Annotated in this window: 15 protein-coding genes; all 15 read left to right on the top strand. The window is 45.7% G+C overall.

All coding sequences use genetic code 11. The features are described 5' to 3' along the window. Positions 1–1,722: a Mur ligase family protein gene (locus tag PN836_RS08155; protein WP_395344747.1), complete on the top strand. Its 1,722-nt coding sequence runs from the start codon at positions 1–3 to the stop codon at positions 1,720–1,722. After that, on the top strand, positions 1,719–3,197 hold the full coding sequence (locus PN836_RS08150; RefSeq protein ID WP_395344746.1) for a UDP-N-acetylmuramoyl-tripeptide--D-alanyl-D-alanine ligase: 1,479 nt from the start codon (positions 1,719–1,721) through the stop codon (positions 3,195–3,197). Before PN836_RS08155 ends, PN836_RS08150 begins: the two co-directional genes overlap by 4 nt. Beyond that, positions 3,191–4,273: a phospho-N-acetylmuramoyl-pentapeptide-transferase gene (gene mraY, locus PN836_RS08145; protein ID WP_395344745.1), complete on the top strand. Its 1,083-nt coding sequence runs from the start codon at positions 3,191–3,193 to the stop codon at positions 4,271–4,273. The genes PN836_RS08150 and mraY overlap by 7 nt, the downstream gene beginning before the upstream one ends. 11 nt (positions 4,274–4,284) lie before the next feature. Continuing rightward, entirely contained in the window at positions 4,285–5,715 is a 1,431-nt protein-coding gene (murD, locus tag PN836_RS08140) for a UDP-N-acetylmuramoyl-L-alanine--D-glutamate ligase (RefSeq protein ID WP_395344744.1), read from the top strand. Continuing rightward, a complete protein-coding gene (ftsW, locus tag PN836_RS08135) occupies positions 5,712–6,995 on the top strand; it encodes a cell division protein FtsW (RefSeq protein WP_395344743.1) in 1,284 nt (427 codons plus the stop codon). The genes murD and ftsW overlap by 4 nt, the downstream gene beginning before the upstream one ends. Next, positions 6,988–8,163 (top strand): undecaprenyldiphospho-muramoylpentapeptide beta-N-acetylglucosaminyltransferase, encoded by a 1,176-nt coding sequence (gene murG / locus PN836_RS08130; RefSeq protein ID WP_395344742.1) that lies wholly within the window; start codon positions 6,988–6,990, stop codon positions 8,161–8,163. Before ftsW ends, murG begins: the two co-directional genes overlap by 8 nt. Positions 8,164–8,236: 73 nt before the next feature. Further along, entirely contained in the window at positions 8,237–9,682 is a 1,446-nt protein-coding gene (gene murC, locus PN836_RS08125) for a UDP-N-acetylmuramate--L-alanine ligase (protein WP_395345546.1), read from the top strand. Further along, positions 9,679–10,650, top strand: coding sequence for a D-alanine--D-alanine ligase (locus PN836_RS08120; protein WP_395344741.1), 972 nt, complete (start codon positions 9,679–9,681; stop codon positions 10,648–10,650). Before murC ends, PN836_RS08120 begins: the two co-directional genes overlap by 4 nt. A 166-nt stretch (positions 10,651–10,816) precedes the next feature. After that, positions 10,817–11,563: a cell division protein FtsQ/DivIB gene (locus tag PN836_RS08115; protein ID WP_395345543.1), complete on the top strand. Its 747-nt coding sequence runs from the start codon at positions 10,817–10,819 to the stop codon at positions 11,561–11,563. A gap of 14 nt (positions 11,564–11,577) precedes the next feature. After that, positions 11,578–12,807 carry a cell division protein FtsA gene (ftsA, locus tag PN836_RS08110; protein WP_395344740.1) on the top strand — a complete coding sequence of 410 codons (1,230 nt, stop codon included), beginning with the start codon at positions 11,578–11,580 and terminating at the stop codon, positions 12,805–12,807. 68 nt (positions 12,808–12,875) lie between these two features. Further along, complete coding sequence (ftsZ, locus tag PN836_RS08105) at positions 12,876–14,012, top strand: cell division protein FtsZ (protein ID WP_395344739.1); 1,137 nt, start codon at positions 12,876–12,878, stop codon at positions 14,010–14,012. A 124-nt stretch (positions 14,013–14,136) separates the two neighbouring features. Further along, positions 14,137–15,066, top strand: a complete 930-nt coding sequence (gene lpxC / locus PN836_RS08100; RefSeq protein WP_395344738.1) for a UDP-3-O-acyl-N-acetylglucosamine deacetylase — start codon at positions 14,137–14,139, stop codon at positions 15,064–15,066. A 241-nt stretch (positions 15,067–15,307) separates the two neighbouring features. Further along, positions 15,308–16,180 carry a peptidoglycan DD-metalloendopeptidase family protein gene (locus PN836_RS08095; RefSeq protein WP_395344737.1) on the top strand — a complete coding sequence of 291 codons (873 nt, stop codon included), beginning with the start codon at positions 15,308–15,310 and terminating at the stop codon, positions 16,178–16,180. Between the two features lie 149 nt (positions 16,181–16,329). Further along, positions 16,330–19,059 carry a preprotein translocase subunit SecA gene (secA, locus tag PN836_RS08090; RefSeq protein ID WP_395344736.1) on the top strand — a complete coding sequence of 910 codons (2,730 nt, stop codon included), beginning with the start codon at positions 16,330–16,332 and terminating at the stop codon, positions 19,057–19,059. Further along, on the top strand, positions 19,056–19,472 hold the full coding sequence (gene mutT, locus PN836_RS08085) for an 8-oxo-dGTP diphosphatase MutT (protein WP_395344735.1): 417 nt from the start codon (positions 19,056–19,058) through the stop codon (positions 19,470–19,472). The genes secA and mutT overlap by 4 nt, the downstream gene beginning before the upstream one ends. The last annotated feature ends 28 nt before the right edge of the window (positions 19,473–19,500 follow it).

The following is a 19,500-nucleotide window of genomic DNA, read 5'->3' as shown; positions in this document are numbered from 1 at the left end:
ATGGGGATGGATAAGCGAGAAGCATCTTATAATTTATCGGCGATTCGCTTTTCTCAAGAAAATTTAAGCGCTGCTTTACTGTTGTTGGTCGATCAAGCAAGGCTTGCGGGAATGTCAAAATGTGTCAAGCACGTTAATGACATTAGCCTGAACAGCAGGCAAGCCAGCAAGAGTACTGCGTTTATTGCGCTAAAGGGTGCTGTGGGCGACGGATATGACTATATCGAAGACGCACTCAAAAATGGATGTTCGCTGATTTTATGTGAAAAACCTGTCAGTAGCAGCGTGTTAAGTCAATGCATTGATAGCAAGGGCAAGCGAGTTTGTGCAGTCTTAGTGAAATCGGACTTAAAGCAACTCTTGCCTGATTTATTGCAGCAACTTTATCCGCAAAAAACTAGCCTGAGCAACAGAATTTGTGCGGTCACTGGCACTAACGGGAAAACCTCAGTTGCCTCGTTTTATGCTCAGTTAGGTCTCGCGCTTCATGAGAAAAATGCATCTTTAGGAACGTTGGGCTTAAATATATTAGCGCGCAGCGAGTCATTCTCTAATGACGAGAAACAAGATGCTCAGCATCGGCAAGACCATATTGAAGACAGTAACAATACAACGCCCGATATCATTACGCATCACAAGGTTTTAGCGCTGTTGCAGACGCATGATGTGGGCTCATATTGCCTAGAAGCGTCATCTCATGGACTAGAGCAAGGCCGCTTACAAGGCCTCAATATCAACACCGCAATTTTTACCAATTTAAGCCAGGATCATCTTGATTATCATCAATCCATGGCCGCTTACGGAGCAGCAAAAAGGCGCTTATTGAATTTTGATACTTTGCAGCATCTGATTTTGAATGCTGACGATCCACAGTCGAAAGTGTGGCAAACGCACGCTAGACCAAGTCTAAAATGCCTGTGGTACGCCACTGACAAAACGAATATTCCAGCAGATGCAGAATTTTACTGTGTGGCAAACGATATATCATGCACAAAAGATGGGCTGCAATTCACGCTCGAAAGCACTTGGGGAAGTACGCGTATTAATCTGGCTTTACTAGGCCGTTTTAATGTCGCAAATTATCTTGCGGCGCTTAGTGCGCATTTAATAGAGAGTGTACAAAAAAGCTTGCCAACCGCTAGCGACGATGGCGCGTCACACTTCGCAGCGTTGGTCAAACAGTCTCAGAGGCTTTCTGGAGTGGCAGGTCGAATGGAGCTGTTCGTCGGCGCTAAGTCTCGCGGTAACTTCATTGTGGATTACGCTCACACTCCTGACGCCCTTGCTCAGGCTTTAAAAGCCAGCCGCGCACATACTTCTGGAACATTGTTCTGCGTATTCGGTTGTGGAGGAAATCGCGATAAAGCGAAGCGCAAGCTTATGGGTGAAGTAGCTGCACAGTATTCAGACAGCATTACATTGACAGAAGACAATAACCGAGACGAGTCGGTTGAAAGCATTATCGCAGATATCAAGCAAGGTATTGATGAGCAAATGCAAATGCATAATACAAGCTTAAGTGTGCACATAGAGCACGATCGCAAAACGGCAATTGTATGGACATATGAACAAAGTACGCCCAACGACCTAATTCTATTGGCAGGCAAAGGACACGAAAATTACATCGAAAAGCAAGGTGAGCGCATTCATTACAGTGAGCGCAAATTTGCCATGTCTTTGTGCGCTAACACGCCCAAAAGCCTATCTGGAGCAATTGCATGATAGACGTGACGCTTGCTTGGATAGCAAATGCCGTAGAGGGCACACTTAACACAGACAGTGTCAAGGATATGGTGATTTCGTCCGTGTCTACCGATACTCGCACATTGCAAACCGGTGATGTATTTATCGCGCTAAAAGGGCCACATTTCAATGGCCATGATCACGTTATAAAAGCGCTAGAGCGGGGCGCTAGTGCACTGATTATCAGTGAGCTTGTTGACTGCCCCTTACCTTCGATTCAAGTTGCCGATACCCACAAAGCATTGGGTATGCTTGGAGCCGCCGTTCGTAAAGAGGTAAACCCAAAAACGATTGGCATCACCGGAAGCAGTGGCAAAACCACGGTAAAAGAGATGGTTGCCTCGGTGCTTGCGCAAAAAGGCAAAGTACTCGCAACTCACGGTAATCTGAACAATGACATTGGCGTTCCATTGACACTGCTAGCCTTGAAACGCCAGCATAAATACGCGGTAGTTGAAATGGGAGCAAATCACCAAGGCGAGATTGACTACACGACGATGCTTGTGAGGCCTGATGCAGCAACGATAGTTAATGCTGCACCTTCACATCTACAAGGGTTTGGTAGCCTGTTTGGTGTTGCTCGCGCAAAGAGCGAAATTTTTAAAGGCTTGAATGATGACGGTGTTTCGGTGCTCAACACCGACAGCCAGTTCTATGACTTTTGGCAAGGCAAAACCGATAATCAGCGTGTGGTGAGCTTTTCTCCAGACTCTGAGATAGGCGATTATCATGCGATAAATCGATTTATCAATAGTGATGGCTGTGGTGAGTTTGAGCTTGTAAGTCCGTATGGAAAAGTGGCCATTCGTTTACGGATCCCAGGCGCTCATAATATTGGTAACGCAGTGCTTTGTGCCGCGCTTTGTATGCAAGTTGGTGCGTCTCTGGAAGATGTTCAAAAAGGTCTATTTAACATGCGAGCGGTTAGTGGTCGGCTAAATGTAAGCAGTATTGGCACTAATATTAGGCTAATAGATGATACTTACAACGCAAATGTCGCGTCAGTAAAGGCCGCCATTGACTTGTTAGTGACCTACGAAGGGCCGCGTGTTTTCATCTTTGGCGACATGGGAGAGTTAGGTGACCAAAGCCTAAGCTATCACAAGCAAATTGGTGAATATGCCAAGCAAAGCGGTGTTGATGCCTTGCTCACTGTGGGCACCTTCAGCCGCAACGCCAGCGATATTTTTGCCGAAACGGGTATGCATTGTGACGATATCGATTCGTTAATGAAGCAGTTCAATGTGCTGCTAGATGCTGCAGTAAACGCAGATAAGTTGCCGCTTAATGTATTGGTAAAAGGTTCTCGAAGCGCAAAAATGGAACGCGTGGTGGATGCTATCGCCAAATTAGACAACGCTCATAAAGCGAACATCCCTGCCTCTAATACAGAGCAAGCACCTTCAAAAGACATTCCTCTACGAAAAAACGCACAGGAGTCTGACCCATGTTAATTTGGTTAGCAGAATGGCTCACTCAGTTCGAAAGTGCGTTTAACGTATTTTCGTATCTGACCTTGCGAGCAATCTTAAGTACCTTAACTGCGCTTTTGATCGCCATCTTAATTGGACCAAGAATGATTTTGTGGTTGCAGCGCATGCAAATTGGACAAACCGTAAGAGATGATGGACCACAAAGTCATTTATCAAAATCAGGCACGCCTACTATGGGAGGCGTGCTTATTCTCGCGGCTATTATAACGAGCTGTTTGCTATGGGCCGATTTAGCTAATCGCTACGTTCAAGTCACACTTTTTGTGGTGGTCAGCTATGGTATTTTAGGCTTTGTGGATGATTATCGTAAAGTCGTGCGTAAAGACCCACAAGGATTAATCGCTCGCTGGAAATACTTTTGGCAGTCTGCAATCGCCATAGCCGTTGCCTTTTTCATGTACTCAAGCGCTACTTTGCCCCAAGAGACCTCTCTTATCGTACCGTTTTTTAAAGATGTACTGCCGCAATTGGGTATCTTTTTTATGGTAGTTGCCTACTTTACCATTGTCGGCACCAGTAACGCGGTAAATTTAACGGATGGGCTTGATGGCCTTGCCATTGTGCCCACAATTTTAGTGGCCGGTGCGCTATCAATTTTTGCCTATGTGACCGGTAATGCGAACTTTTCAGACTATTTGAACATTCCTTTCATTCCACTTACCAGTGAGCTGGTGATTGTGTGTACTGCAATTGTCGGAGCGGGCTTAGGCTTTTTATGGTTTAACACTTATCCAGCACAGGTCTTCATGGGCGATGTAGGTTCGCTCTCATTGGGTGCTACGCTTGGTGTACTGGCGGTATTAGTGAGACAAGAAATTGTACTGATTATCATGGGCGGTATCTTTGTCATTGAAACCTTGTCAGTCATTTTGCAAGTTGGCAGTTTTAAAATGCGCGGTAAACGAATCTTTAGAATGGCACCCATCCATCATCACTACGAGCTTAAAGGTTGGCCTGAACCACGCGTAATTGTGCGTTTTTGGATCATATCCTTGATTTTAGTGCTGGTTGGCCTTGCCACCTTGAAGCTGAGATAGGGCAGAAATACGTGTACGCTCAAGACTTATTTTCTCACCCAAATGCCGCGCGCTTTTGCAATAAGCGAATTGCGGTTGTAGGCATGGGAGTCACAGGTCAGTCTTGTGTCAGGTTTTTGCTGGCGCTTGGGGCAAATGTATGTGCATTTGATAAAAAAGTGTTGCATCGCGACGACGTGCTCAAAAGGTCTTTGGCAGGCATTGAATTTAAAGCATCATTCAATTCAATGGCATCTAGATTTCAAGTCAAGCTTTTAGACAATTCAACAAAACTCAATTGCTTTGATTTTGTTGTGCTTAGCCCAGGGGTTAATCCTCAGCTCGATGCGATCAAGGTCGTAGTCGATCGCACAAGCACGATAAGCGACTTAGATATTTTTGCCGCATTTAATACTGCGCAATGTATTGGCATTACAGGTTCTAACGGCAAAAGCACTGTGGTAGATATGCTTTCGAAAACCTTGCAAGCCTGTGGTAAAGGTAAGGTATTGCTAGGCGGGAATTTTGGCGTTCCGGTGCTCGATTTATTGGGGCAAGATGCGAAGTATATCGTGTTAGAGCTATCTAGTTTTCAATTGGCGATTACCCGGGAGTTACCATTAAAAGTTGCCTGCATCCTTAATATTACTGAGGATCATGTTGACCGACACGGAAGTTTTGATGCATACGCATTAGCCAAGCATCGTATTTTTAATTCGGCTGAGTTTGCAGTAACGAATGTAGACGACCTCAATACCATACCAGCTCGCTCGCCCGCCATGACGCCAATTACCGTAAATTCGCGGGTCAGCAGTGCATCGCGACCCCTAAATGGCCAAGAGGCGTCTGCGTATCAGTTTTCAAGTGACAAAGAGGGTATTTATCTTAACGGTAATAAAATATTAGCGAGTGACAAAGTTCCGCTCGCGCTAGCGCATACGCTGTTGAATATGCAGTTCGTGTTAGCGATTCATCAGGCTTTAGGTGTCCCGTTGGAGCCTGCGCTAGAGGTATTTAAAGACTATACAGGCTTGCCGCATCGATTTGAGATAGTGCACCAAAAAGGCAATATCCATTACGTGAACGACTCAAAAGCAACTAATGTCGGCGCATGTGTATCTGCCATACACTGCGCGACATCATTAGGTTGGCAAGTCATATTGATTGCAGGTGGCGATGCAAAAGGTGCTGATTTGTCAGCACTAAAGGAGGTCTTCAATCAACTGCTTGTGGCCTGCTTTGTGTTGGGCAAAGATGCGGATGAGTTTGTCCAACTCTCGCCATTTGTTAAAAAAGTACAATCACTCGAACAGGCAGTTCACAGCGCGCAGAATGTTGCTAGCAAACTTGACGGCGATGTGGTTATTCTACTTTCGCCTGCATGCGCGAGCATCGACATGTTCAGCAATTATGCTGAGCGTGGTGAGCGTTTTAAAGACGCCGTGTTGAGGGAGTGCGCATGAGCCAAGCTACTGAATCCCTCGCGGCGCTATTTTCAAGCAAACACGATGGTGCTAAAAGCACTGCGACCAGCAATAAAATTCAACGACCTTATAATTTGGCATTGGTACTTATCTCCATCGCCTTGTTTTCGATTGGTTTTGTTATTGTGACTTCTGCATCCATGCCAATAGCCGAGCGTTTGCACGATAATCCCTTCTACTTTGCTCTGCGTCACGGTGTATACATTGTTGCTGCTGTAATATGTGGTCTAGTGGTTCTAAGAATTCCCATGCAGTTTTGGCGGGTCGCTAATCCTTACCTATTGTTACTTGCCATTGCCTTGTTGATTGCCGTATTGCTCGTTGGGCGAACCGTTAATGGCAGCACTCGTTGGTTGGTAGTAGGCCCTATCACTGTGCAGGCGGCGGAACCAGCTAAGTTGTTCTTTTTTTGCTACTTGGCCGGATACATGGTCCGCCGCTACCAACAAGTGACTGAAAATGTGAAGGGCTTCTTTAAGCCAATTGCGGTGCTTTTTGTGTTTGCTGTATTGCTATTGTTTCAACCAGATCTTGGTACCGTGATTGTCATGCTTGCGACCACCATGGCGCTTTTGTTTTTAGCCGGTGCCAAATTATGGCAGTTTTTTGCGGTCGCTTTTGCTGGCTTAAGCGCGGTGGTTATGTTGATTGTTGTTTCCGAATATCGTATGAAGCGGATAACGGCTTTCTTAGATCCTTGGGCAGACCCTTTTGGGACAGGATATCAGTTAACGCAGTCTTTGATGGCTTTTGGTCGTGGTTCATGGTTTGGCCAAGGGCTTGGAAATAGCGTACAGAAATTAGAATTTTTGCCAGAAGCGCACACGGATTTTATCGTTGCCATTTTGGCAGAAGAACTTGGTTTTAGCGGCGTGCTCTGTGTGCTTTTGTTGATTTTAGGTATGGTCATCATATCGCTTCGCATTGGAAGCAAAGCGCTTTCTAGCGAGCGCCCATTTGACGGCTTCTTGGCGTACAGTATAGGCGTATGGTTTAGCTTTCAAACGGCTGTCAATATCGGCGCTAGCTCGGGAATACTGCCTACCAAAGGATTAACCTTGCCGTTGGTAAGTTACGGCGGATCTTCGCTCATCATTATGACGATTGCGGTGGCAATCCTTATTCGAATTGATTTTGAAATGCGAGTAGATGGTGTCCAAGCTATTTCACGAGGACAAAAGCGAACAAAAGCAAAATCCGCAAGTAAAGCAAAAACAAGCGGTAAAAAAGAAGAAAGCTTAGGGGAAAGCCATGCCTGAGCACAGCATCGACCAATGTATAACAAGTAATTCTCCTCACATTGTCATTATGGCAGGCGGCACCGGCGGACACGTCTTTCCGGGTCTGGCTGTTGCTCAAGAGCTTAAAGATCGCGGTTGGCGGATAGACTGGTTTGGAACCGCCGATAAAATGGAGGCGCAAACCGTGCCTAAACACGGCTTTGCTATCCATTTCTTAGATATTTCAGGGCTAAGAGGCAAAGGCATTCTAAGAAAGCTCGTCACGCCTTTTCGCTTGATTAAAGCTGTACTACAGGCCAGAAAAATACTAAAAGAACTTCAACCTGACATGGTGCTAGGAATGGGAGGATATGCAAGTGGGCCGGGCGGGATAGCCGCTTATACATTGGGCATTCCTTTAATAGTGCATGAACAAAACGCGGTCTTTGGAATGACCAACCGATACCTTTCTAAACTGGCTAAGCATGTTTTGTGCGGTTTTGATGTGACTATTCATCCTGAAAAAAGTAAAGCACCCAGCAATACCATTTTTGTTGGTAACCCGCTCCGTCGTGCTTTCTTAAGTCAGCAAAACGAAAAGGGTTCAGCGATTGAACTGGAAGCAAGTGAAAGTGAGAATGCTAAATCAGCAAACATTTTGATAACGGGCGGCAGCTTGGGTGCGCAGGCGCTTAACGAAATCGTACCCAAAGCATTGATAAGGCTTAGCGATAAATATCATTTTGCAGTTATGCACCAGGCTGGTAAAACAAAAGAGTCGCCAGTTAACAAAGCCTATATACCGCTTATCGAAAAAGGCTTTGATGTCAGTGTAAGAGATTTCATAGATGATGTGCATCAAGCCTATGAGTGGGCAGATATTGTTATTTGTCGCGCTGGCGCGTTGACTGTGGCAGAAGTGGCCATATCTGGCAAGACGGCCATTTTTGTTCCGCTGCCCATTGCTGTTGATGACCATCAAACAATCAACGCATCCAATCTTTGTGCACAGGGCGCGGCAATGATTATTCCACAATCAACATTAGAAGATGAACTCCCGAATGCACTAGAGGGCTTGCTTTCGGATATTGAAGCACGTCGGCAAATGGCCGAAAAAGCCTCAAAGCTCGCAAAGGCAGACGCCAGCGTATTGGTTGCAGATTACTGCGTATCCTTGTTGCAAGGGGGTGCACATGAATTCTCCTAACAGGCCGAAAAGCAATAAAACTCAAACGGCGAAACGTGAAATACATGCCAATATTCAGGCTAGCCAACATAAAATGCGCGCGGTAGACAGGATTCATTTTGTCGGAATAGGCGGCGCCGGTATGGGCGGTATCGCCGAAGTAATGCTTAATCTGGGTTACCAAGTCAGCGGCTCAGATAAACACGCAAGCGCGATGACAGAGCGTCTTGTTTCTTTGGGCGCTGAGGTCATGTTTTCACACGATCAAAAGCATGTTGAAGGGACAGATCTTGTTGTGGTATCAAGTGCCATTGACCCAAGTAATCCAGAGCTTGTGCGTGCATCACAATTAAGAATCCCAGTCATTCGACGCGCGCAAATGCTGGCTGAATTAATGCGCTTTCGCTACGGCATCGCCATCGCCGGTACGCACGGCAAAACCACAACGACTAGCCTACTTGCCACCATTTATTCCCAAGCAGGATTGGACCCAACCTTCGTGATTGGTGGTTTGCTCAACAGCGCCGGAACAAATGCAAAATTAGGGTCTAGCAAGTATCTCATTGCAGAGGCTGATGAGTCAGATGCGTCGTTTCTTCATTTACAGCCAACGGTGTCCGTCATCACCAATATCGAAGCAGATCATCTTGAAGCTTATGAGGGCGACTTCAACAAGATGAAGCAAGCGTACTTAGAGTTTCTGCACAATCTTCCTTTTTACGGTTTGGCGGTTATGTGCGGTGACGACCAAAATATTCAAGCCTTGCTTAAACAAGTTGAGCGTAAAACCTTGAGTTATGGCTTAGCTCCACATAACGATTTTGTGATTTCAGATGTGTCTTATTCGGTTAATCAAAGTCGATTTACGGTAACTCGACCAGATGACAGCCGCTTAAGTGTATCGCTACGTTTGCCTGGCATTCACAACGTGCTTAATGCATGCGCGGCAATTGCTGTGGCATGGGATGAGGGAATAAACGATCAAGACGTTTTAGACGCATTAAGCTCATTCGATGGTATCGGTCGACGCTTTCAACATTTGGGGGATTACGCCTTTAATCTTGACGTTTCAGTTGTCGAGCGTGAAAAAGCCGGCCCAACCAACATTACTCTGATGGACGACTATGGTCATCACCCTACCGAAGTTGCGATGACCATAAAAGCGGCAAAAAACAATTGGCCTGAGCGACGATTAGTCATGGTGTATCAACCCCATCGATATTCGCGCACGCGGGATTTATATGAAGAATTTGTAGAAGCGCTATCAGAAGTTGACTGTTTACTGTTGTTAGATATTTATGCTGCAAGTGAATCACCCATCGACGGCATCGACAGTAAAGCACTATGTCGGTCGATTAGGCAACGGGGAAAAGTGGACCCTGTATATGTTGGTTCTGCACCAGATCTATTTCATATCTTAGCGGACGTTGTCAAAGAGGGTGATGTCTTATTTATGCAGGGGGCTGGCAACATCGGTCAGCTAGCGCAGCAACTTAAAACTGAGCTTGAACAAAACGCCAATGGGGACACACGAGAATGAGTCTGAGCGAACAGCAAAAACTCAACCAACAGCGCTTTGGTAAAGTGGCTGTATTGATGGGCGGCGATTCAGCAGAGCGAGAAGTCAGCCTTGCATCAGGGCATTGTGTGCTAAGCGCGCTAATTGAACAAGGCGTGGATGCGCATCCATTTGACCCCTCTGAACGGGCGATACATGAGTTGCTCAACGAGAAATTCAACCGCGCGTTTATCATTTTACATGGACGCGGCGGAGAAGACGGCGTGATCCAGGGGACTTTGCAGCAGCTAAAGATTCCCTACACGGGCTCTGGCGTCATGGGCTCGGCTTTGGCAATGGATAAAGTCTTATCCAAACTGGTGTGGTCAGCGCGGCATATTCCTACTGCGGAATACAGGGTATTAGACAAGCAGAGCTTTAATGCTAGTGAGTGTGAACACATTCTCAACGACTTGGGCGGCAGCGTTATGGTAAAACCCTCGCATGAAGGCAGCAGCATCGGGATGGCCAGAGCATCTTGCGCTGATGAGCTTGCTAGTGCTGTTCAGCAAGCCTTTGATTATGACGAAACGGTATTGGTAGAAACGTACATTGATGGTCCCGAGTACACAGTAGCGATTTTAAATGGCCAAGCGCTTCCTGCAATTCGCATGACCTCTCCTAATGGTTTTTATGATTATGATGCCAAATACAAAACCGATACCACCGAATATTTTTGTCCATCCGGTTTAAGCCTTGCGCAAGAGCAGGAGCTTGCGCGAATATCCTTAACCGCATTTGAAGCACTTTCGGGAAGAGGTTGGGGGCGTGTCGATGCAATGAAACACGCTAACGGCACTTTTTACTTGCTGGAGTCAAACACGGTACCGGGAATGACGAAAAAGTCATTAGTCCCCATGGCTGCAAAACAGGCTGGCATGAGCTTTGGAGAATTAGTCATTAAGATATTGGAGCAGAGTCTTGACCATGCAGACACTCGCTTGGGATGACAATATGTCAATAGGTGACGCCATAGAGCCTAGCGACCGCAAAAAGCCTGCCTACAAGCGCAAAAAGACAGGCTCGGGTAAGCATGCGCTTGCGACTTCTGAAAAGGCAGCTTTACCCGTCCAGTTAGAAGACGCAAATGATAAGCAAGACTATGAAAAAGTGCCAATGCCCATTGGACTTACCGTATTTTTTATTGTGCTGACTTTATTGGCATTCGGCGCTTATAAGGCGTATGAGTGGTTGCAAGATGAACAGCGTTTGCCGGTTCAAAACATTGTGTTTACGGGGCAACTGCACATGCTCGATTCAATGACACTGGAGGCACTCATTCGAGATAGACATCAAGGTAGCTTTTTTGCCATCGATGTAAATCATGTGCACAACTTAGTCGAGCAACAACCTTGGGTGTATAGCGCGTCCATTCGGAAACGGTGGCCCAGTAGCCTTTACATTCACATAGTTGAGCAAGAAGCGGTAGCAAGATGGAATGATGACCTTCTGCTAAATCAATATGCAGACAGCTTTGCAGGTAAGTTAACAACAGATGAACAAGCAGATTCGCAACTGCCTGTATTGTTCGGGCCTGGAGGCAGCGAGGGGACTGCATTGAAAGGCTACCAGCATATGAGTTCGCTATTAAAAAATAGCTCGGCAGATCACAGCATTGCGCAGCTTGTACTTAGTGAGCGCTTTGCCTGGACGGTACAGTTAAAAAGTAACATTACCCTGTATTTAGGGCGTGAAGAATATATTAAGCGATTACAACGTTTTATCGATGTTTACCCGCTTTTAAAAGAGGAAAAAAAAGCGATAAATTACGTGGATTTGCGGTATGATACAGGCTTGGCAGTTGGGTGGGGAGAAAGCGACCCAACTTCTCAAGCTGAAACCGAAAACAATATTAACAATTAAGGTGGTTATTCAGCGTGTCTAAAGCGTTAGAAAGAGATCTCATCGTTGGCTTAGATATTGGCACTAGCATGGTCAAAGCTGTGGTGGGTGAGATATTGCCTGATGGCGACATTAGCATCGTAGGTGTGGGCGAGCACAAGTCTCGCGGCATGGAAAAAGGCGGTGTGAACGATCTTAATCTTGTCGTGCAGTCAGTGCGAAGCGCAATGGAACAAATGGAGCTTATGGCCGACTGCCATGTATCCAGTGTGTTTATGTCGATTAGTGGCCGTCACGTACAGTGTCAAAACGAGACGGGCATGGTGCCGATTAATAATCAAGAAGTGACTCAAGATGACGTTGATAACGTGATTCATGCAGCACGCTCTGTGCCCATGCCAGCAGAACGCAAATTGCTCCATGTACTAGCTCAAGAATTTAACATAGATGTTCAAGAAGGGATTAAAAATCCGATTGGTATGTCGGGCGTGCGAATGACCGCCTCGGCGCATATTATTACCTGCGCTGACGACATGGCAAAAAATATGGTGAAATGCATTGAGAATTGTGATCTCATAGTGGATAAAACCATATTCAGTGCGCTTGCTTCAAGCTATGCAGTACTCACCGAAGATGAAAAAGAATTAGGCGTGTGTGTGGCTGATATTGGCGGCGGTACCGTTGATATTGTCATGTATACTGATGGTGCAATCCGTCATACTGCCGTAATTCCTTTGGGGGGGAATCAAATCACCGGAGATATCGCGAAGATATTTAGAACTCCGATGAACAACGCAGAGCAAATAAAAGTCAACTATGCCTGCGCCCTCAAAGATATGGTAAGTATGGAAGAAACGATTGAAGTGCCAAGTGTTGGCGGACGCCCATCAAGAGGAATGTCGCGTCATACCTTAGCCGAAGTGATTGAGCCGCGCTATCATGAGGTGCTCGAAATTGCCTATGAGCAAATTAAAGCCAGCGGATTAGAAGATCAAATAGCTGCCGGACTAGTGATTACCGGCGGGACTGCTAAAATGGAGGGAGCAGTAGAGTTTGCAGAAGAAGTTTTTCAAATGCCAGTAAGAGTAGGAAAACCTCATTCTGTTAAAGGCCTTGCAGAGTACGTAGACGATCCAAGCTACGCGACTGCGGTGGGGCTTTTGCAATACGGGAAGCAAGATTCAAATAATAAGAAAGCATCACCGAAGAGTGATGACGATAGCATGCTTAAACGCATACAAAGTTGGTTTAAAGGTGAGTTTTAGGGGACCTTTAAGCGCTAAATTAATAATAAGTCTGTGCGCACAGACTATTTAGGTATCGGAGAATTATCATGTTCGAACTGATGGATAACCCAAGCGACGAAGCGGTCATAAAGGTCGTAGGCGTGGGCGGTGGCGGCGGCAACGCTGTTGAATATATGGTGTCGCAAGTGATTGAAGGCGTAGACTTCATTGCTATGAACACCGACGCTCAAGCTTTAAAAAACTCAACCGCTTCAGTCAAGCTGCAAATAGGCAATGAACTCACCAAAGGCCTAGGTGCAGGTGCAGATCCAAACGTGGGTCGCGAAGCCGCACACGAAGATAGAGAAAAAATTCGTCAAACCCTTGAAGGGGCTGACATGGTCTTTATTACTGCCGGTATGGGCGGTGGTACCGGAACTGGTGCCGCGCCGGAAGTTGCAAAACTGGCAAAAGACATGGGCATCCTAACGGTTGCTGTTGTCACCAAGCCGTTCCCATTTGAAGGTAAAAAACGCGCTGAATTCGCTCAGCAAGGTATCACAGAGCTTTCAAAATATGTGGATTCCTTAATCACCATTCCAAATGAAAAACTGCTCAAAGTCATGGGCCGCGGAACGCCTTTACTACAAGCGTTCAGCGCTGCAAATGATGTTCTGCGCGGTTCCGTACAGGGTATTGCTGAGCTAATTACCCGTACTGGTTTGGTGAACGTGGATTTTGCAGACGTTAAAACGGTCATGTCAGAAATGGGTACAGCCATGATGGGCAGTGGCTCAGGTACTGGCGAAGACAGAGCAGAAGAAGCAGCGGAAGCAGCGATTGCTTGCCCACTTCTAGAAGACATTGATTTGTCTGGTGCACGCGGTATCTTAGTCAACATTACGGCGGGTATGGATTTCGCGATTGACGAGTACGAAACCATCGGTAATGCCGTCAAAGCCTTTGCATCTGAAAATGCAACGGTTGTTGTAGGGACCGTAATCGATCCAGAAATGTCTGATGAAGTGCGTGTAACAGTAGTCGCAACAGGGATAGGTGCAGAACGAAAGCCTGATATCACTTTAGTTAATGATGGTTCGCGGGTGCCTCAAAAAGCAACAGGTACGGATAACTTTAGTGGTGTAGTCGACTCAGCACAGCCGCAAAAGGCTGAAGAAGAGATGATGGCGGATGAAAAGGACTATCTCGATATTCCTGCATTTTTGCGTCGGCAAGCAGATTAACTGGTCTGAACAGTCCATCTGGCATTAAAAAGTGCTTGAAATCTGAAAATCCCTTGAAGATCAGGGGGTTTTCTGTTAATCTCTCGCGAATTTTTTTGACAAGCTTTTACAGAAGGCATATTCCATGCTTAAGCAGCGAACCATTAAGACCGCCGTTACGGAAACCGGCATAGGTTTGCACAAGGGACGAAAAGTGCGCATGACTCTGCGGCCGGCGCCGGCTAACACCGGAATTATTTTTCGCCGTATCGACTTAGAGCCAGCAGTTGACATACATGCAAATGCAAAAGACGTAGCAGATACTACGCTATGTACCTGTATAACAAATGAAAGTGGCGATTCAATTCATACCGTAGAGCATTTAGCCTCCGCATTATCTGGATTGGGTATCGACAACATTATTGTTGAGGTAGACAGTCACGAATTGCCAATTCTTGATGGAAGTGCAAGCCCGTTCATATTTTTACTTCAAAGCGCAGGCATTGAAGAACTTGATGTACCGAAGAAGTTCATAAAGGTGAACCGCACAATCCGAGTTGAAGACGGCGATAAATGGGCAGAGTTTCGTCCATATAATGGCTTTAAAGTCGATTTCGCGATTGATTTTGAGCATCCGGCGATTGCGCAAACAAGGCAGCATTGCGTACTGGATTTTTCAAAAGACTCCTATGTTGATGAAGTTAGTCGAGCCAGAACTTTCGGGTTCATGCGTGACTTAGAAATGATGAATTCAATGAATCTTGCATTGGGCGGCAGCATGGATAATGCAGTAGCACTTGATGAATTTCGAGTGCTTAATCCAGAGGGTTTGCGTTATCAAGATGAGTTCTTGAAACATAAGATTTTAGATGCCGTGGGTGATTTGTTTTTGGGCGGGCATAATCTGATTGGGGAGTTAGTTGCATACAAAACCGGTCATGGCCTTAATAATAAGCTGCTAAATGCGATTCTAGAAGCAAAAGACGCTTGGGAATATGTTGAATTTGAAAGCGAAGAAAGTATGCCCATAAAGTACATTGAGTCGGTGGCAACTTTGGGTGCAAGATTTGCCTAGATGTTAAGCTCATTTTAAAGAATTGAAAGCGTCCGAAAAAATGGGCGCTTTTTGTCGTTTAAGGTGTTTGGTTTTTAGCAGCGTTTGTAAGCATAATTTTGTGGAACAAAATCTGCATATTTAGGCATGCACGGGCATAAATAGCTTCACAAATAAGTTTGTGATGATACGCCGCGTAGATTTTTTGGCGAATGAATGTATCGCCGAGTGAGAAGAGCAATAGGATTTCTAGTCATTTAACATGAAAATCACGATTTTAGTCAAAGGAAGAAGTACTCGCATTGCCAAACGTTTCTCTATGAAGCGCTTGGTTAGTATCTGTGTGCTGCTTTCGGTAATGCTTCTGGCATCAAGCCGTCATACCGAGTCTCTTTACGAAAATCACCTTCGTGTAAACACCGTTACGACCGGACTCAAAGAGCAAGCTCGATTACTGGCACAGCTTCAAAAAGCCACTGATGAAAAAGTTGACGGTATGGTCACAATTCTCGGTGACATGCAGGCAAAACTCCATTATTTGGATACCTTGAGCGCAACTTTAGCCGAACAAAACGACCTTGTGACCGAAGATTTTGTCTTGGATGAAGATATTCAACGTGAGCTTAATGCAGACTTCCCGCTTAGGCAAAAATTAGAAACAGCATCGAAAGCGCTGGATTACAAAATTAAACAGCTAGAAGCGCTTGAGTCTATCCTCTTGGGCTTGAATGTTGAATACAATTTGAAAATAGCCGGAAGGCCAGTCGAGAAAGGCTGGCTTTCGTCGCATTATGGTATGCGTAAACACCCTCTCACTGAAAAAGTGAGTATGCATAAGGGCGTGGATTTTGCGGGCAAAGAGGGCAGCAATGTTGTTGCTACGGGCGCCGGAATAGTTGTTTGGGCGTCGAAGCGTACCGCTTATGGATACTTAGTGGAAATTGACCATGGCAACGGTTACAAGACCAGATACGGTCATAATAAAGAGATTAAGGTCAAAGTAGGTGATGTCGTTACAAAAGGGCAAACTATTGCAACAATGGGTAGTTCTGGCCGGTCTACTGGTGTGCATGTTCATTACGAAGTGCTTAAACACGGCAGGCACCTTGACCCGCTGCCATATATTTATCAATAAGACAAACGAATAAAATAAAATGCATTCATATGTTGGTTTTTTTTGTTCACACCTCATCTAGTTAGTCATGCAGGTAGTTTATTTGCTATCATAACGGCTTTTTTATAACCCATGTGTTAATCGACACATAATATCGGATCATCCCCAGCATGTTTGCAAGCATATTCAAAAAAGTATTTGGCTCTCACAATGACCGTTTACTTAAAAAACTTCGAAAATCAGTCGTAGCGATAAACGCACTCGAGGCGGACTTCGAATCGCTAAGCGATGAAGACTTGCAGGCTAAAACTCCTGAATTTAAACAACGTCTTGAAGATGGTCAATCGCTTGACTCTTTAATCGTTGAGGCCTTTGCCGTTGTTCGTGAAGCGAGTAAGCGGGTTTATGGCATGCGCCCATTTGATGTGCAGTTAAAGGGTGGTTTAGTGCTGCATCAAGGCAAAATTGCCGAAATGCGCACGGGTGAGGGTAAAACACTTACATCAACCTTACCTACATACTTGAATGCACTTACGGGTAAAGGCGTTCACGTAATTACCGTAAATGATTACCTTGCCAAGCGTGACGCCGATTGGAGTAGAGAGCTGTTTGGTTATTTAGGCTTAAGCGTGGGTTGTAATATCCCGGGGATCAGCCAAGAAGAAAAGCGAAGCGCCTATGCCGCAGACATTACTTACGGTACCAATAATGAGTTTGGTTTTGATTATTTGCGCGACAATATGGCATTTAGTCCAAACGATCGAGTGCAGCGTCCGCTTTATTTTGCCGTCATCGATGAAGTTGACTCAATTCTGATTGATGAAGCGCGAACGCCGCTGATTATATCCGGTGCGGCAGACGACAGCTCTGAGTTGTATAAAAAGATAAACACGATTATTCCCTCGCTCACAAAGCAAGAAAAGGAAGATGAAGAAGACAACCATGGCGAAGGTCATTTCACGGTTGACGAAAAGGGTAAACAAGTACATTTGACTGAAAATGGTCAGCTATTTGTTGAGGAACTTCTGCAAAAAGCAAAATTGCTCCCTGAGGGCGAATCATTATTCGCTGCCGCTAATATCCCGCTTCTTCATCATGTAAATGCGGCGTTGCGAGCGCACAAGTTATTCACTAAAGACGTTGACTACATTGTTAAAGACGGCCAAGAAATTGTCATTGTTGATGAGCACACGGGGCGAACAATGGAAGGCCGCCGTTGGTCTGAAGGCTTGCACCAGGCAGTTGAAGCTAAAGAAGGCGTTAAGATTCAAAATGAGAATCAAACCCTAGCATCAATCACCTTTCAAAATTACTTCCGCCTTTATGAAAAGCTTTCTGGTATGACCGGCACCGCGGATACAGAAGCGTTTGAATTCAACTCCATTTACGGGCTTGAAACGGTCGTGATTCCGACCAACAAACCAATGATACGCGACGACCGTGCGGATAAAATATATCTCACAGCACAAGAAAAGTACGAAGCGATTATCGAAGATATAAAATCTTGTGTTGAACGCGGTCAGCCATCTCTTGTGGGGACAGTGTCTATTGAAAACTCCGAGCTTTTATCAAGCATATTGAAAAAAGAGAAGATTAAACACAAAGTCCTTAATGCTAAGTTCCACGAGCAGGAGGCAGAGATTGTCGCCAATGCAGGCTTACCTGGTGCAGTCACCATTGCGACTAACATGGCGGGGCGCGGCACAGATATTGTGCTTGGCGGAAATCTTCAAGTAGAGCTAGATGCGCTTAAAGATGCGAATGAAGAAAAAGTCGAGAAAGTAAAAGCCAAGTGGCAAGAAAGACACGACGCAGTGCTCGAAGCCGGTGGCCTCCATATTATTGGAACAGAGCGACATGAGTCACGACGCATTGATAACCAGCTGCGTGGTCGTTCTGGTCGTCAGGGAGACCCTGGTTCATCACGTTTCTACCTGTCATTAGACGACGCCCTTATGCGTATCTTTGCTTCTGAAAAAATGGGCGCAATGATGAAGCGTCTTGGCATGGAAAAAGGCGAAGCGATTGAGCATCCCTGGGTATCCAGAGCCATTGAAAATGCCCAGCGCAAAGTCGAGGGGCGTAACTTCGATATTCGTAAACAGCTATTAGAATATGATGATGTAGCAAATGACCAACGCCGCGTGATTTACGAGCAGCGTAACGAACTACTCACCGATGGTGACATTGGAGCAACCATAGAAAACGTGCGTTCAGATGTGGTGGATACGGTTATCAGCCAGTATATTCCTCCTCAGTCTCTCGAAGAAATGTGGGATGTAGAAGGCTTAGAAGAGCGCTTGAAAGGTGACTTTAGCATCGACTTGCCACTGCGTAAAATGCTCGATGAAGACGATAAGCTATATGAAGAGAAACTTCGCGAGTTTATTCTAGAGAAAGTTGAAGCTGCTTACTCCGCAAAAGAACAAACAGTAGGCAGTGAGGTGCTTCGTCAGTTTGAAAAAGCAGTTATGCTGCAAACCTTAGATTCTCATTGGAAAGAACACTTGGCGTCAATGGACTATTTACGTCAAGGTATTCACTTGCGATCTTTTGCCCAGAAAAACCCTAAACAAGAGTATAAGCGTGAGTCTTTTGAGCTCTTCTCCGACATGCTTGATAATCTAAAAATTGAAGTGATCAGCATTCTATCTCGCGTTCAAGTGCAAGAGCAAAAAGACGTTGAGGCGGTTGAGGCGCAGCGTCGGCGCGCCGAGGCTGAAAAAGTGTTTGAGCATAAGTCGGCCTCTGCGGTAGCTGAAGCTGAAGGCGGTGAAAAAGGCCAACAAGCGGCTAAGCCTCAAACTGTTCAACGACAAGGCCCGAAAGTAGGAAGAAACGACCCGTGCCCGTGCGGTTCTGGTAAAAAATACAAGCAGTGTCACGGTAAGCTTACGTGAAACAGGTAGATGTTGCGGTTGGTGTCGTTTACAAAGCCGATGACACCGGCTGCTATTTTTTTGTTTGTAAACGACATGCCGATCAGCACCAAGGCAACAAATGGGAATTCCCTGGCGGTAAAGTTGACGCTGGCGAATCCCCAGAGCAAGCCTTAAGCAGAGAACTTAAAGAAGAAATTGATATTAAAGTGCACAGGGCCGAAGCGCTCACGCATATCGACTTTAGCTACCCTGAAAAATCTGTGAGCTTGCATGTGTATCTGGTCTCAGAATTTGACGGAACTGCGAAGGGGGCAGAAGGGCAGATTGGGAAATGGATATCAGCAGACGCGCTTTCTTCATTGAGTTTTCCTGATGCTAACGCGAAAATTTTGGTGATCCTTAGGCAGAAAGGGCTTATTCCAAGCGCTTAACGCTCATCTTATATTTTATTTTACGATG

The organism is Ningiella algicola (assembly GCF_028401415.2).
GTDB lineage: Bacteria > Pseudomonadota > Gammaproteobacteria > Enterobacterales > Alteromonadaceae > Glaciecola.
Note: the sequence above shows the minus strand (reverse complement) of the source record. Positions and strands in the feature narration are given on the sequence as shown.